The sequence below is a fragment of the Stenotrophomonas sp. 96582_Sma genome, from assembly GCF_056480905.1.
The window spans coordinates 1748039-1761331 of sequence record NZ_CM151122.1 but is presented as its reverse complement, the minus strand read 5'-3'; the positions used below and the strand labels follow the sequence as shown (position 1 = coordinate 1761331).

13 protein-coding genes are annotated in these 13293 nt (G+C 67.0%); 6 read left to right on the top strand and 7 right to left on the bottom strand.

All coding sequences use genetic code 11. The annotated features are described in order from the left end of the window. Positions 1 to 42: 42 nt before the first annotated feature. The 5 genes from ACZK2R_RS08235 to ACZK2R_RS08215 form a co-directional block, all read right to left on the bottom strand. Positions 43 to 828 (bottom strand): succinate dehydrogenase iron-sulfur subunit, encoded by a 786-nt coding sequence (locus ACZK2R_RS08235; RefSeq protein WP_005409079.1) that lies wholly within the window; start codon positions 826 to 828, stop codon positions 43 to 45. Between the two features lie 66 nt (positions 829 to 894). Beyond that, positions 895 to 2685: a succinate dehydrogenase flavoprotein subunit gene (gene sdhA, locus ACZK2R_RS08230; RefSeq protein WP_049445482.1), complete on the bottom strand. Its 1791-nt coding sequence runs from the start codon at positions 2683 to 2685 to the stop codon at positions 895 to 897. A gap of 31 nt (positions 2686 to 2716) precedes the next feature. Continuing rightward, a complete protein-coding gene (gene sdhD, locus ACZK2R_RS08225; RefSeq protein WP_032128865.1) occupies positions 2717 to 3103 on the bottom strand; it encodes a succinate dehydrogenase, hydrophobic membrane anchor protein in 387 nt (128 codons plus the stop codon). Beyond that, positions 3100 to 3492 carry a succinate dehydrogenase, cytochrome b556 subunit gene (sdhC, locus tag ACZK2R_RS08220; protein ID WP_024958620.1) on the bottom strand — a complete coding sequence of 131 codons (393 nt, stop codon included), beginning with the start codon at positions 3490 to 3492 and terminating at the stop codon, positions 3100 to 3102. Before sdhC ends, sdhD begins: the two co-directional genes overlap by 4 nt. A 56-nt stretch (positions 3493 to 3548) precedes the next feature. Continuing rightward, positions 3549 to 3719: a DUF1674 domain-containing protein gene (locus ACZK2R_RS08215; RefSeq protein WP_005409075.1), complete on the bottom strand. Its 171-nt coding sequence runs from the start codon at positions 3717 to 3719 to the stop codon at positions 3549 to 3551. Positions 3720 to 3758: 39 nt separating this feature from the next. Here ACZK2R_RS08215 and ygfZ point away from each other — a divergent pair, with 39 nt between their 5' ends. Further along, entirely contained in the window at positions 3759 to 4634 is an 876-nt protein-coding gene (ygfZ, locus tag ACZK2R_RS08210) for a CAF17-like 4Fe-4S cluster assembly/insertion protein YgfZ (RefSeq protein ID WP_180836683.1), read from the top strand. Positions 4635 to 4722: 88 nt separating this feature from the next. Here ygfZ and ACZK2R_RS08205 read toward each other — a convergent pair whose 3' ends face one another. Next, a complete protein-coding gene (locus ACZK2R_RS08205; RefSeq protein ID WP_125895703.1) occupies positions 4723 to 5805 on the bottom strand; it encodes an ABC transporter ATP-binding protein in 1083 nt (360 codons plus the stop codon). 352 nt (positions 5806 to 6157) lie between these two features. Here ACZK2R_RS08205 and zwf point away from each other — a divergent pair, with 352 nt between their 5' ends. From zwf to eda, 5 genes are all read left to right on the top strand, one after another. Continuing rightward, positions 6158 to 7594, top strand: coding sequence for a glucose-6-phosphate dehydrogenase (gene zwf / locus ACZK2R_RS08200; RefSeq protein WP_180838582.1), 1437 nt, complete (start codon positions 6158 to 6160; stop codon positions 7592 to 7594). Then, complete coding sequence (gene glk / locus ACZK2R_RS08195; RefSeq protein WP_005412971.1) at positions 7591 to 8598, top strand: glucokinase; 1008 nt, start codon at positions 7591 to 7593, stop codon at positions 8596 to 8598. The genes zwf and glk overlap by 4 nt, the downstream gene beginning before the upstream one ends. Then, the gene (gene pgl / locus ACZK2R_RS08190) at positions 8595 to 9317 is read left to right on the top strand and encodes a 6-phosphogluconolactonase (protein WP_180838581.1); all 723 of its coding nucleotides are present in this window, start codon (positions 8595 to 8597) and stop codon (positions 9315 to 9317) included. Before glk ends, pgl begins: the two co-directional genes overlap by 4 nt. 58 nt (positions 9318 to 9375) lie before the next feature. Continuing rightward, positions 9376 to 11292, top strand: a complete 1917-nt coding sequence (gene edd, locus ACZK2R_RS08185; RefSeq protein WP_180838580.1) for a phosphogluconate dehydratase — start codon at positions 9376 to 9378, stop codon at positions 11290 to 11292. 205 nt (positions 11293 to 11497) lie between these two features. Next, positions 11498 to 12157, top strand: coding sequence for a bifunctional 4-hydroxy-2-oxoglutarate aldolase/2-dehydro-3-deoxy-phosphogluconate aldolase (gene eda, locus ACZK2R_RS08180; RefSeq protein ID WP_032128859.1), 660 nt, complete (start codon positions 11498 to 11500; stop codon positions 12155 to 12157). Between the two features lie 330 nt (positions 12158 to 12487). Here the strand turns inward: eda and ACZK2R_RS08175 are convergent, their stop codons facing one another. Continuing rightward, positions 12488 to 13135, bottom strand: coding sequence for a response regulator (locus ACZK2R_RS08175; RefSeq protein WP_478487939.1), 648 nt, complete (start codon positions 13133 to 13135; stop codon positions 12488 to 12490). Positions 13136 to 13293 lie beyond the last annotated feature (158 nt).

Below are 13293 nucleotides of genomic sequence, written 5' to 3'. Positions count from 1 at the left end.
AGCCACGCGTGGCGTGGCTCTACCGGGTACAGCCAGGCCTGATCAGGCGCGGCGTTCCATCATCAGCTTCTTGATCTCGGCGATCGCCAGCGCCGGGTTCAGGCCCTTCGGGCAGGTCCGGGCGCAGTTCATGATGGTGTGGCAGCGGTACAGCTTGAACGGATCTTCCAGATCGTCCAGGCGCGCACCGGTGTCCTCATCGCGCGAGTCGATGATCCAGCGGTAGGCCTGCAGCAGGATCGCCGGGCCCAGGTAACGCTCGCCGTTCCACCAGTAGCTCGGGCAGCTGGTCGAGCAGCAGGCGCACAGGATGCACTCGTACAGGCCGTCCAGCTTCTTGCGGTCTTCCGGCGACTGCAGGCGCTCACGATCCGGCGGTGCCGGAGTCTGGGTGCGGATCCACGGCTTGATCGAGGCGTACTGCGCGTAGAAGTGGGTCAGGTCCGGAACCAGATCCTTGACCACGTTCATGTGCGGCAGCGGGTAGATCGGCACTTCCTTCTTGCCGCAGTCCGAGATGGCTCGGGTGCAGGCCAGGGTGTTGGTGCCGTCGATGTTCATCGCGCACGAACCACAGATACCTTCGCGGCAGGAGCGGCGGAAGGTCAGGGTCGGGTCGATCTCGTTCTTGATCTTGATCAGGGCGTCCAGGACCATCGGGCCACAGGCGTCCAGATCGACTTCATAGGTATCGGTGCGCGGGTTGCTGTCGTCGTCCGGACTCCAGCGGTAGATCTTGAAGGTGCGCACGTTCTTGCCGCCGTTCTTGACGGGGAAGTGCTTGCCCTTCGTGATCTTGGAATTCTTGGGGAGTGAAAACTCGGCCATGGCTGCTCTCGTTGGCTCAGGCGGCCCGCGCCCGTGGGCGCGGATTGCATGGTAGGCGGGGTCGGATCAGTACACGCGCGGCTTCGGCGGCACCACGGACACGTCGTCGGTCAACGTGTACATGTGCACCGGACGGTAGTCGAAGCTGCACTTGCCCTTCTCGTCGACGCTGACCAGGGTGTGCTTCTGCCAGTTGACGTCGTCGCGGTCCGGATAGTCCTCGTGCGCATGCGCGCCGCGGCTTTCCTTGCGCTGTTCGGCCGAGTTGATCGTCGCCACGGCGTTGAGCAGCAGGTTGTTCAGCTCGTAGGTCTCGATCAGGTCCGAGTTCCAGACCAGCGAACGGTCGGAGACCTTCACGTCCTGGAACGAGTCGAAGATCTTGTCCATCTTCTCGCAGCCTTCCTTCAGCGTCTGGCTGGTGCGGAAGACCGCCGCGTCGGCCTGCATGGTGCGCTGCATGCGATCGCGGATGACCGAGGTCGGGGTATCGCCGTTGGCGTGGCGCAGCTTGTCCAGCAGGCCCAGCGCCTTGTCGCAGGCATCGGCCGGCAGCGGCTTGTGCGACGCGCCCGGCTTGATGGTCTCGGCGCAACGGTTGGCCACCGCACGACCGAACACCACCAGGTCCAGCAGCGAGTTCGAGCCCAGTCGGTTGGCGCCGTGCACGGACACGCAGGCGGCTTCACCGATGGCGTACAGGCCCGGCACCACGGCATCCGGGTTGTCGCCGACCTTGCGCACGACTTCGCCGTGATAGTTGGTCGGGATGCCACCCATGTTGTAGTGCACGGTCGGGATCACCGGGATCGGCTGCTTGTGCACGTCGACGCCGGCGAAGATGCGGGCGCTTTCTGCGATGCCCGGCAGCTTCTCGTCGATCACGCCCGGGCCGAGGTGGGTCAGGTCGAGCAGGATGTGGTCCTTGTGCTCGCCGACGCCGCGGCCTTCGCGGATCTCGATGGTCATCGAACGGCTGACCACGTCGCGCGAGGCCAGGTCCTTGTAGTGCGGCGCATAGCGCTCCATGAAGCGCTCGCCGCTGCTGTTGCGCAGGATGCCGCCTTCACCGCGGACACCCTCGGTGATCAGGCAGCCGGCGCCATAGATGCCGGTCGGGTGGAACTGCACGAACTCCATGTCCTGCATGGCGATGCCGGCACGCATGGCCAGGCCGCCACCGTCGCCGGTGCAGGTGTGCGCCGAGGTGGCGCTGAAGTAGGCACGGCCGTAACCGCCGGTGGCCAGCACCACGCCCTGGGCACGGAACAGGTGCAGGGTGCCGTCGGACATGTCCAGAGCCAGCACGCCGCGGCAGGCGCCTTCGTCATCGAAGATCAGGTCGAGTGCGAAGTACTCGATCATGAAGCGCGCGTCGTGCTTCAGCGACTGCTGGTACAGGGTGTGCAGCATCGCGTGGCCGGTACGGTCGGCCGCCGCGCAGGTACGCTGCGCCGCCGGGCCTTCGCCGTACTTGGTGGTCATGCCACCGAACGGACGCTGGTAGATCTTGCCTTCGGCGGTGCGCGAGAACGGCACGCCGTAGTGTTCGAGCTCGATGATGGCCGGGATGGCCTCACGGCACATGTATTCGATGGCGTCCTGGTCGCCCAGCCAGTCCGAACCCTTGATGGTGTCGAAGAAGTGGTAGCGCCAGTCGTCCTCGCCCATGTTGGCGAGTGCGGCCGAGATACCGCCCTGGGCGGCAACGGTGTGCGAACGGGTCGGGAAGACCTTGGTCAGGCACACGGTCTGCAGGCCCTTGGCGGCCAGGCCGAACGTGGCGCGCAGGCCGGCGCCGCCGGCGCCCACCACGACCATGTCGTACTTGTGTTCGGTGATCTTGTAAGCGGACATCTAATCTGGATTCCTGTGTAGGTGCCTGGGCTCAGGCAACGCCGAGGGCGATGCGGCCCACCGCAAACACACTGACGATCATGCCGAGCACGGCGACGAACTTCACCGCGGTCTGCAGCACCAGGGCCAGCAGCGATTCGTGGATGTAATCTTCCAGCACGACCTGCATGCCGAGCTGCGCGTGCCAGAACATGGCGATCAGCAGGCCGATCAGCGGCACCGCGTTCCACGGCTTGGCCACGGCGGCGGCGGCGGTCGCGTAGTCCGAGCCCAACAGGCCCAGCACGAAGACCAGGAACCAGATGCCCAGGGCCACCAGGGCGGCGGCGGTCAGGCGCTGGTGCACGAAGTGCTCGGTGCCGGTCTTGGCCGAACCGAGGCCGCGCACGCTCTTCAACGGGGTACGGAACTTGCTCACGCGGCACCTCCGAACATCACATAGGCCCACACCAGCAGGGTGATCACCAGGCTGCCGATGACCGACAGCCAGCTGCTGCGGATGAAGGCGGGGATGCTGAAGCCGATGGCGAAGTCCTGCACCACATGGCGGATGCCATTGCACAGGTGATAGGCGAACGACCATGTCCACGCGAACAGGAACACGCGGCCATACCAGGCCCCGGCGTGGCCGGTGAAGCAGTTCCAGGACTCGGGCCCCATCATCAGGGCCAGCAGGCCGGCGGCGATGATGAGGGCACCAACAGACAGAAAGACGCCAGTGGCTCGATGCAGGATCGAGGTGGCCATCTGAATCTGCCAGCGATACACCTGAAGGTGCGGGGAAAGTGGGCGTTGTCTGGTCGCCATTCGCTGGGCTCGTTGTCTCGGCTGGGCGGCACACGGCCGCGTTGGCTCAATGCTGATCAGAAATCGATGCAGCGTCCGTTTTTCTCCCAATCGCCATACCGCACCGGATCAAGTCCGCCGCGGCCGCCGAATTCCTCTGCTTTTTCCTGTTCCACGGGCACGGGTGCCGCGGGGACCAGCGGGGCTTCAGATTCGTCGTCGGGAGTGGGGGTTGTTTGGCCTATCATGTTCGGTCTCGCAACGCACAAATTTTAGACCTCGTTCACGTGCCTGACAACCTGCCCCCTGCTTTCGTCGGATATCCGCGCCTGCCCGGCCACCAGCTGCTGAGCCTGCAAGGCCCGGATGCAGCTGTCTTTGCCCACGCCCAGTTCAGCAGCGATGTCACCGCCCTGCCCCTGCAGCACTGGCAGTGGAGCGCCTGGCTGAGCGCCAAGGGCCGCACCCTGGCGGTGTTCCAGCTGCTTCGGCTAGCGGACGACCACGTGATGCTGGTGCTGGCCGACGGCGATGCCGATGCGATTGCGTCGCAACTGCAGCGCTTCGTGTTCCGCCGCAAGGTGAAGGTACTGGTGCGCAGCGATCTGGCCGTGGCCGGCGCGTTCACTGCGCCCGAAGCCGCCAGCGGCGCCGCGATTGCGCAGACCGCAGGTGACGGCTGGGAGCTGGACCTGGGCAGCGACGCCCTGCCGCGGACCCTGCGCATTGGCGCCGCCGATGCCTTTGCAGCCAGCAGTGAAGCCGATGAGACCGCTTTCGCGCTGGCCTGGCGCCAGGCCGACCTGCGCTACGGCCTGCCCCGGCTGCAAGAAAGCCAGCGCGAAGTGTGGACCCCGCAGCAGCTGGGGTTGGACCGCCTGAACGGCTACAGCGTGAAGAAGGGCTGCTATCCGGGCCAGGAGATCGTCGCCCGCACCCACTTCCTCGGCAAGGCCAAGCGTGCGGTGCAGCTGCTGCATACCGCGGCACCGGCGCAGGCAGGCGATGGCGTGCAGCAGGACGGCGCAGCGCTGGGCACGATTGCCTGCGTGGCCGGCGACCTGGCACTGGCGGTGCTGCCGCTGGAGGCCAGCGACGCTGATCTGCAGGTGGGTGATGCCATCGCGCAGCGCATGCCGTTGCTGGATGGCCTGGCGCGCTGAATCCGGTGGATGCAAGGAATGGTAGTGCCGGCCGCTGGCCGGCAACCACGCATGGTTGAAGTTGCCGGCCAGCGGCCGGCACTACCCGTTACAGGCGCTCGCCGGTTTCCGGGTTGAAGAAGTGCAGGCCCTGCGGGTGGATCGCCACACGGATCTGCTCGCCCACCGCCGGCAGCGACTGCGGTGCTACGCGCATGGTCAGCGCATGCTGGCCACTGCTCAGGTTGACGAAGATCTCGTTACCGACCGGTTCGATGCCTTCAATGCGTGCGGCAAATGCATGCGCATCATCGGCACGGGCCGGCTGCAGGTGTTCCGGGCGCACGCCCACCGCGATCGGCTTCTGCAGCCACGCCGGATCGATCGTGGCCTGGCCCAGCGGTGCACGCCATTCGCCGTCGACCACGGTCACGCCGCCGGCATCGCCCTGCAGCGTGCCACGCAGCACGTTCATCGCCGGGCTGCCGAGGAAACCGGCCACGAACAGATTGGCCGGGCGGTCGTACAGCGCCATCGGCGTATCGATCTGCTGGATGATGCCGTCCTTCAGCACCACGATGCGCTGGCCCAGGGTCATCGCTTCGACCTGGTCGTGCGTCACGTAGATCATGGTGGTGCCCAGCTTGCGATGCAGCTGCGCGATCTCGGTACGCACGCTGTGGCGCAGCTTGGCGTCGAGGTTGGACAGCGGCTCGTCCAGCAGGAACACCGCCGGCTCGCGCACCAGTGCACGGCCCAGCGCAACACGCTGGCGCTGGCCACCGGACATCGCCTTGGGCAGCTTGTCCATCATCTCGGTCAGGCCCAGGGTCTGCGCTGCTTCGGCGATGCGCTTGTCGATGGTCGCCTTGTCATGCCCGCGCAGCTTCAGGCCGAAGGCCAGGTTCTCGGCCACGGTCATGTGCGGGTACAGCGCGTAGCTCTGGAACACCATGGCGATGTCGCGGTCCTTCGGCGCCACGTCGTTGACCACGCGATCACCGATGGTCAGCGTGCCGCCGCTGATCTCCTCCAGGCCAGCCACCATCCGCAGCAGGGTCGACTTGCCACAGCCGGACGGACCGACCAGCACCATCAGCTCGCCATCGGCGACCTCGAAGCTGGCGTCCTTCACCGCGACCTGGCCGTTGTCATAGACCTTGCGCACACCCTGCAACTGCACTTTTGCCATATCACCTATCCGGTCCGCCCGAAGCCGGGCTGTCTTTTGGGACTGCCTCGGCCCTCCCGATGGCAGTGATGATTGCGCGCCTGCCGCATGACGGCGAGTACTGCAATCGAATACAGTTGCCCATTCTGCCATGTAAACGTTTTCACGTGGCACTATCCGATGATCGGTGCGCACCGATCTGCGTCGGCGGTTGAACGAAGGTTCCGCCGAGGCAGTGGTTTCGAATGGAACGGTCTTCCGCTACCCCGGAGATCGCACCTGACGAACCTCGGACAGGCAGTTGCGCGGATGTCCCCCGAACCCAGCCATGAAGCGATTGACAACGATGTCACCCGGATCTGAAACTCGAGCGATGCACGACACCCTCTTCCTGTTCGGTGCCACAGGTGATCTGGCCCAGCGCTACCTGTTCCCTTCGCTGCTTCGCCTGCTTGGCGACGGCCTGCTGCCGGAGGACTTCCGCATCCGTGCGCTGGCCCTGTCCGGGCATGACACCGAAGCCTTCCATGACATCCTGCGGCCGCGCCTGCAGCAGGCCATGCCGATGGCCACGCAGGACGACATCAGCGCCCTGCTGCGCCGCATCGACTATCGTTCGGTGGACCTGCGCGACGTCGACTCGGTTGCCGCCGCAGTCTCCGACCTGGTGCACCGCAAGTGCGTCAGCTACCTGGCCATTCCGCCGGGCCTGTACATCTCCACCTGCGAAGGCCTGGCCAAGGGTGGCGCCCTCGCCGCACCGGCACGCCTGATGCTGGAGAAGCCGATCGGCAGCGACAGCGAGAGCGCCGAGGAAATCATCAGCACCATCGGCCAGTGGATCGACGAGGACCGCGTGTTCCGCCTCGACCACTACCTGGGCAAGGCAGCAGTGCAGAACCTGATCGCGCTGCGCTTCGGCAACACGCTGCTGGAAGCGGTGTGGAACCGCAACTACATCGAATCGGTGCACATCCTGGTGGCCGAGAGCGAAGGCGTGGATGGCCGCGACGCCTACTACGCCCGCTCCGGCGCGCTGCGCGACATGGTGCAGAGCCACATCCTGCAGCTGCTGTGCATGGTGGCGATGGAGCCGCCGGCCTCGCTGGAAGCCGACCGCATCCGCGACGAGAAGGTCAAGGTGCTGCGCGCCCTGCGCCCGCTCGATGCCAAGCACGCCGCGCGTGACAGCATCCGTGGCCGCTACACTGCCGGTACCATCAACGGCCAGCCGGCCCAGGCCTACCAGCCGCCGGAAGGCAGCGACGTGGAGACCTTCGCCGGGGTCACCGCGCATATCGACAACTGGCGCTGGAGCGGCGTGCCGTTCCACCTGGTCACCGGCAAGCGCCTGCCCGAACGCACCACCCGCGTGGTGGTCACGCTGAAGCCGGTCACCCACTGGCTGTTCGAGCGCCCGCAGCGCGCCCAGGCCGCACCGAACCGCCTGGTGTTCCAGCTGCAGCCGCAGGAGAACATCGAACTGGGCCTGATGAGCAGCCTGGCCGGCCCGGAATGGGGCGCGCTGGAACTGCATCCGCTGGAACTGGAACTGTCGGTGCCGACCGGCCTGCATCGCCGCATCGCGTACGAACGCCTGTTCCTGGATGCGTTCAACGGCAACCACACCTTGTTCGTGCGTGACGACGAAGTGCGCGCCGCCTGGGCGTGGATCGACAGCGTGGCCGACGCCTGGAAGGAGGCCAAGCTGCCGCTGGAACCCTATCCCGCTGGCCAATGGGGCCCGAGCAACGCAACGGAGTTCCTGCCGCAGGGCGTGGACGCACCGGACAGCGAGGCATCGGCATGAGTGCCAACTCGCAGCCGGTGCTGGTCGCCGACATCGGTGGCACCAACGCCCGCTTCGCCCTGGCCGACACCTCGCTGGACGCGCCATTGCTGAAGGAGAGCATCCGCGAGTACGCAGTGGCGGAGTTCCCGTCGCTTGGCGATGCCGCCCGCCATCACCTTGAGCAGATCGGCGCTGCCGCCAGCCGCGGCGTGTTCGCGGTGGCCGGTCGCGTAGACGGTGACGAGGCACGCATCACCAATCATCCGTGGGTGATCTCGCGCAGCCGCACCGCTGCGATGCTCGGTTTCGACGAGCTGCACCTGATCAACGACTTCGCCGCACAGGCAATGGCGATCTCGCTGCTGCAACCCGAGGACGTGGTCCAGGTCGGTGGCGCCGCCTGGGTCCCGGGCAAGCCGGGCCAGCCACGCAACTATGCGGTGATCGGGCCCGGTACCGGGCTCGGCGTCGGGGGCCTGATCCTGCGCCACGGCCGCTGCTACCCGCTGGAAACCGAAGGCGGCCATGTCAGCTTCCCGCCGGGAACGCCGGAGGAGATCCGCATCCTGGAGATCCTGTCCGAGCAGTTCGGCCGCGTCTCCAATGAGCGCCTGATCTGTGGCCCCGGCCTGGTCAACATCCATCGCGCGGTGTGCGAGATGGCCGGTATCGACCCGGGCCAGCTGCAGCCGGTGGACGTGACCGCCCGCGCCCTGCATGGCGATCCGCAGGCAATGCGCACCGTCGATGTGTTCTGCGCCGTGTTCGGCGCCATTGCCGGCGACCTGGTACTGACCCAGGGCGCCTGGGACGGCGTGTTCCTCACCGGTGGACTGACCCCGAAGATGCTCGATTCGCTGCAGCACTCCGGGTTCCGCCAGCGCTTCGAACACAAGGGGCGGTTCTCTTCGATCATGGCGCGGGTGCCGTCGCTGGCCGTGATGCATCCCCATGCCGGACTGCTGGGCGCCGCCGCCTATGCCGCCGATGCCGAACGTGACGCACCTGGAGTTGCCGCATGAGCCCCACCTTCCACGACGACCGCGTCGAGTTCATCCACCACGGCGATGCCGATGGCTGGATCGAGGCGGTGGCCGCTGAGATGGCGCAGACCCTCAACCACGACATCAACGAAGTGGGCCGCGCCCGCATCCTGTTGTCTGGCGGCACCACGCCGGCACCGGTGTACCAGGCGCTGGCCGAACTGGACGTGCACTGGGACCGCGTGGAAGTGAGCCTGGCCGATGAGCGCTGGCTGTCGCCGCAGGATCGCGACAGCAATGCCTGGCTGGTGCGCGAGAATCTGCTCAAGCGCGCCGAAGGTGCGCATTTCGATCCGCTGGTGCGCATCGGCAAGCCGCTTCCGGAATGCGTGTACACCGCCAACCTGCAGGCGCAGCACAGCCAACCGCCGAGCCTGGTGGCGCTGGGCATGGGCAACGACGGCCACACCGCCTCGCTGTTCCCCGGCTCGAAGGACCTGGCCCGCGCACTGGAAAGCACCCTGCCCTACGCGGCGCTGGATGCCACCGGCTGCCCGGGCGCGAACCAGTGGCCGCTGCGCATCACGCTGACCCCGCATGGCCTGCGCCAGTGCCGCCAGCGCCTGCTGCTGCTGCGCGGCAAGCAGAAGCTGCAGGTACTGCGCCAGGCGCTGGACAGCAATGACGCCCAGCATTACCCCATCCTCAATGCGATCAACCTGGAAGGCGCGCGCCTGCGCGTCCACTGGGCTGATTGATGTTGGCGGCGGCGCCGTGCCGCCGCTTGCCTCTCGCCACCACGAACGCCGGTAGCCAATGAGCCTCCATCCGCAACTGCAAGCCATCACTGAGCGTGTCATCCGCCGCAGCGCCGCCTCACGCGCCGCCTACCTGGCCGCGATCGACGCCTCCCTGCGTGAAGGCCCGTTCCGCAGCCGCCTGAGCTGCGGCAACCTCGCCCACGGGTTCGCCGCCTGCGGCGGCACCGACAAGAGCCGCCTGCGCGGCGGCGTGACGCCGAACCTCGGCATCATCACCGCCTACAACGACATGCTGTCGGCGCACCAGCCGTTCGAGACCTATCCCGAGCAGATCCGCGAGATCGCCCGCGAGCTGGGCGCCACCGCACAGGTGGCCGGCGGCGTGCCGGCGATGTGCGACGGCGTCACCCAGGGCCGCGGCGGCATGGAACTGTCACTGTTCTCGCGCGATGTGATCGCGCAGGCCACCGCGATCGGGCTCAGCCACGATATGTTCGACACCACCGTCTACCTCGGTGTGTGCGACAAGATCGTGCCGGGCCTGCTGATCGGTGCGCTGGCCTTCGGCCATCTGCCGGCGGTGTTCGTGCCGGCCGGCCCGATGACCCCGGGCATCCCGAACAAGCAGAAGGCCGAAGTGCGCGAGCGCTACGCCGCCGGCGAGGCCACCCGCGAGGAACTGCTGGAAGCGGAATCGGCCTCTTACCACGGTGCGGGCACCTGCACCTTCTACGGCACCGCCAACTCCAACCAGGTGCTGCTGGAAGCGATGGGCGTGCAGCTGCCGGGCGCCTCGTTCGTCAACCCGGACACGCCGCTGCGCGACGCACTGACCCGCGAAGCCACTGAACGCGCGCTGGACATCACCGCACTGGGCGACGATTTCCGTCCGCTCGGCCGGATCATCGACGAGCGCGCGATCATCAATGCGGTCATTGCGCTGATGGCGACCGGCGGCTCGACCAACCACACCATCCACTGGATCGCGGTGGCACGCGCGGCTGGCATCGTGCTGACCTGGGACGACTTCGACGAGCTGTCGCAGCTGATTCCGCTGCTGGCCCGCGTCTACCCGAACGGCGAAGCCGATGTAAACCGCTTCGCCGCAGCAGGCGGCCCGGCCTTCGTGTTCGGCGAACTGATCAAGGCCGGCCTGATGCACGGCGACCTGGTCAGCGTGGCGCGCGGCGGCATGGCCGACTATGCGCGCGAACCGCAGCTGCGCGACGGCAAGCTGGTCTACCTGCCGGGTCTGGAACGCAGCGCCGACGAAGAGGTGGTGCGTGGCGTCGACAATCCGTTCGAGCACCAGGGTGGCCTGCGCCTGCTGCGCGGCAACCTCGGCAAGTCGCTGATCAAGCTGTCGGCGGTGAAGCCGCAATACCGCACGATCGAAGCACCGGCGGTGGTGGTCGATGCGCCGCAGGTGTTGAACAAGCTGCATGCCGGCGGCCTGTTGCCCGAGCATTTCGTGGCGGTGGTGCGTTACCAGGGCCCGCGTGCGAACGGCATGCCGGAACTGCATTCGCTGGCGCCGCTGCTGGGCCTGCTGCAGAACCAGGGCCGGCGCGTGGCGCTGGTCACCGACGGCCGCCTGTCCGGCGCCTCGGGCAAGATCCCTGCGGCGATCCATGTGACGCCGGAAGCGGCGCGGGGTGGTCCGCTGGCCAAGGTTCGCGAGGGCGACATGATCCGCCTCGATGGCGAGGCCGGCACGCTGGAAGTGCTGGTGGACGCAGCCGAATGGGCTGCACGTCCGCTGGCGCCGAACACCGCGCCTGCCGCGCATGATCTGGGCCGCAACCTGTTCGCGATCAACCGTCGTGTGGTGGGTCCGGCCGACCAGGGTGCGATTTCGATTTCGTGCGGGCCGGCGGCGGCTGATGGTGGGCCGTGGGAGTACGACGCGGAGTACGAGCTGGGGCACGATGCCGCGGCGGCGGCGGCGCCGCATGAGGCGAAAGACGCCTGAAGCGAAAAGCCGCGGCAGGCTTCCCGGCTTGGGCAGTAGAGCGCCCTGGCCGGGACACGCCGTAAACCCATCCATGGGGGCTCGATCGCGGCATCCATGCCGCTCACGGTCCCGGCCAGGGCGCTCTACTGCCCTTGGACAATTCCCGGCGCGTCATTTGCGCTGCGGCCACTGAATCAAGAAGAGCAAAGGCAAGGGCAAAAGCATGGGTATCGAACAACATCAGGTGAAGGCGGCGGAGCTGTTGCGTGCGGCGGGCATCCTGCCGGTGGTGACGATTCATACGCTGGACCAGGCGCGTGCGGTCAGTGCGGCGCTACTGGAAGGTGGTTTGCCGGCGATCGAGCTGACGCTGCGCACGCCGGTGGCGATGGAAGCGCTGGCGATGCTCAAGCGCGAGCTGCCGGATGTGGTGGTGGGTGCCGGTACGGTGCTGACCGTGGAGCAGATGCAACAGTCGATCGATGCGGGTGCGGACTTCCTGGTGACCCCGGGTACGCCGCCGGCGCTGGCCGATGCGCTGGCCGCTGCGCCGCTGCCGGTGGTGCCGGGTGCGGCAACGCCGACCGAGCTGCTGTCGCTGTATGCGCGCGGCTTCCGCGTGTGCAAGCTGTTCCCGGCCACGGCCGTGGGCGGGCTGGCGATGATCAAGGGCCTGGCCGGCCCGGTTGCCGACCTCAAGCTGTGCCCGACCGGCGGCATCACCGAAAACACCGCCGCCGAGTACCTCGAGCAGAAGAACGTGGTCTGCATCGGTGGTTCGTGGATGGTGCCGGGCAACTGGATCGCCGACGGCGAATGGGACAAGGTGCGCGCCAGCGCCGCAGACGCGGCAAAGATCATCAAGCGCGTGCGCGGCCACTGAGCCCGACAAAGGTGTAGAGCCGCGCCCACGCTCGGCTCCGGCATCATCAAGGGTCAGAGCCCTTTCCCACCGGGAAAGGGATCCGACCCCAGGCGACGAGCGCGCACAGCGCGCGACCCGCTCCTGCTCTTCCTTCTTCATTCCGCAGTGGACGCGTACGGAACCTGTCCGTGGCCATGCGGAGGGATTGCGCAGGGGCGTAAGCGCCATGGATGGCGCGCCCGAGCCTCCAGGGATGGATCCACGGCGTCCCCTGCGCAATCCCTCCGCAGGGCCAACCCCACGAATCCTGCCGCACACCGCGAGGGGCTCAGCCGTTGGCCGAAACCCTTACAGCGGCCGTGCCGGATCCACCAGCCCATACTGGCTGGCCATCCGCGCCAGCACGATGTTGTCGTGGATTCCCATCTTCTCGAACAACCGCGCCTTGTGCGTGTTCACCGTCTTCGCACTCAGGCTCAGCCGCCGCGCGATGTCTTCCTGGCGCAGGCCCTGGGTCAGCAGCAGTGCCACTTCCAGCTCGCGCGGGGACAGGCTGTCGAACGGCGAACCGTTGCCTTCCACCGTCGACAGCGCCAGATTCTGCGCGATGCTGGTGCCCAGGTAACGGCGGCCACCGGCCACGTCACGCACCGCGCGCAACAGCTCCTGCGCATCGCAGCCCTTGCCGATGTAACCGGCGGCGCCAGCCTCGAGCAGCCGCTTCGGCAGCGGGCCATCTTCCAGCACCGACACGATCACCACGCGGGTATTGCGGTGGCTGCGCACGATGCGCTCGGTCACTTCCATGCCGCTCACACCCGGCAGGTGCAGGTCACACAGCACCACATCGGGCAGCAGCTGGCGGACTTCACGCAGCGCGTCTTCGCCGGTCTCGGCTTCGCCCACCACCTCGATGTCGGTTTCCCCCGACAGAATCATCTTCATCCCGGTGCGGACCAGCGCGTGGTCATCCACCAGGTAGACTCGAATCGTCATTCACGTACCTCTTCGAATGCGGCCATTGCAGGTCAAGCTAGGCAGGGTGCCGATACCCCTGCAAGCGCGTTCGGAATGCGACCCCGGCAATCTGCCTTGCGCATCACACTACCGCGCGTTGTGCTTGCCCCCTGTCTTGCAGAACCTGCTGCAACGAA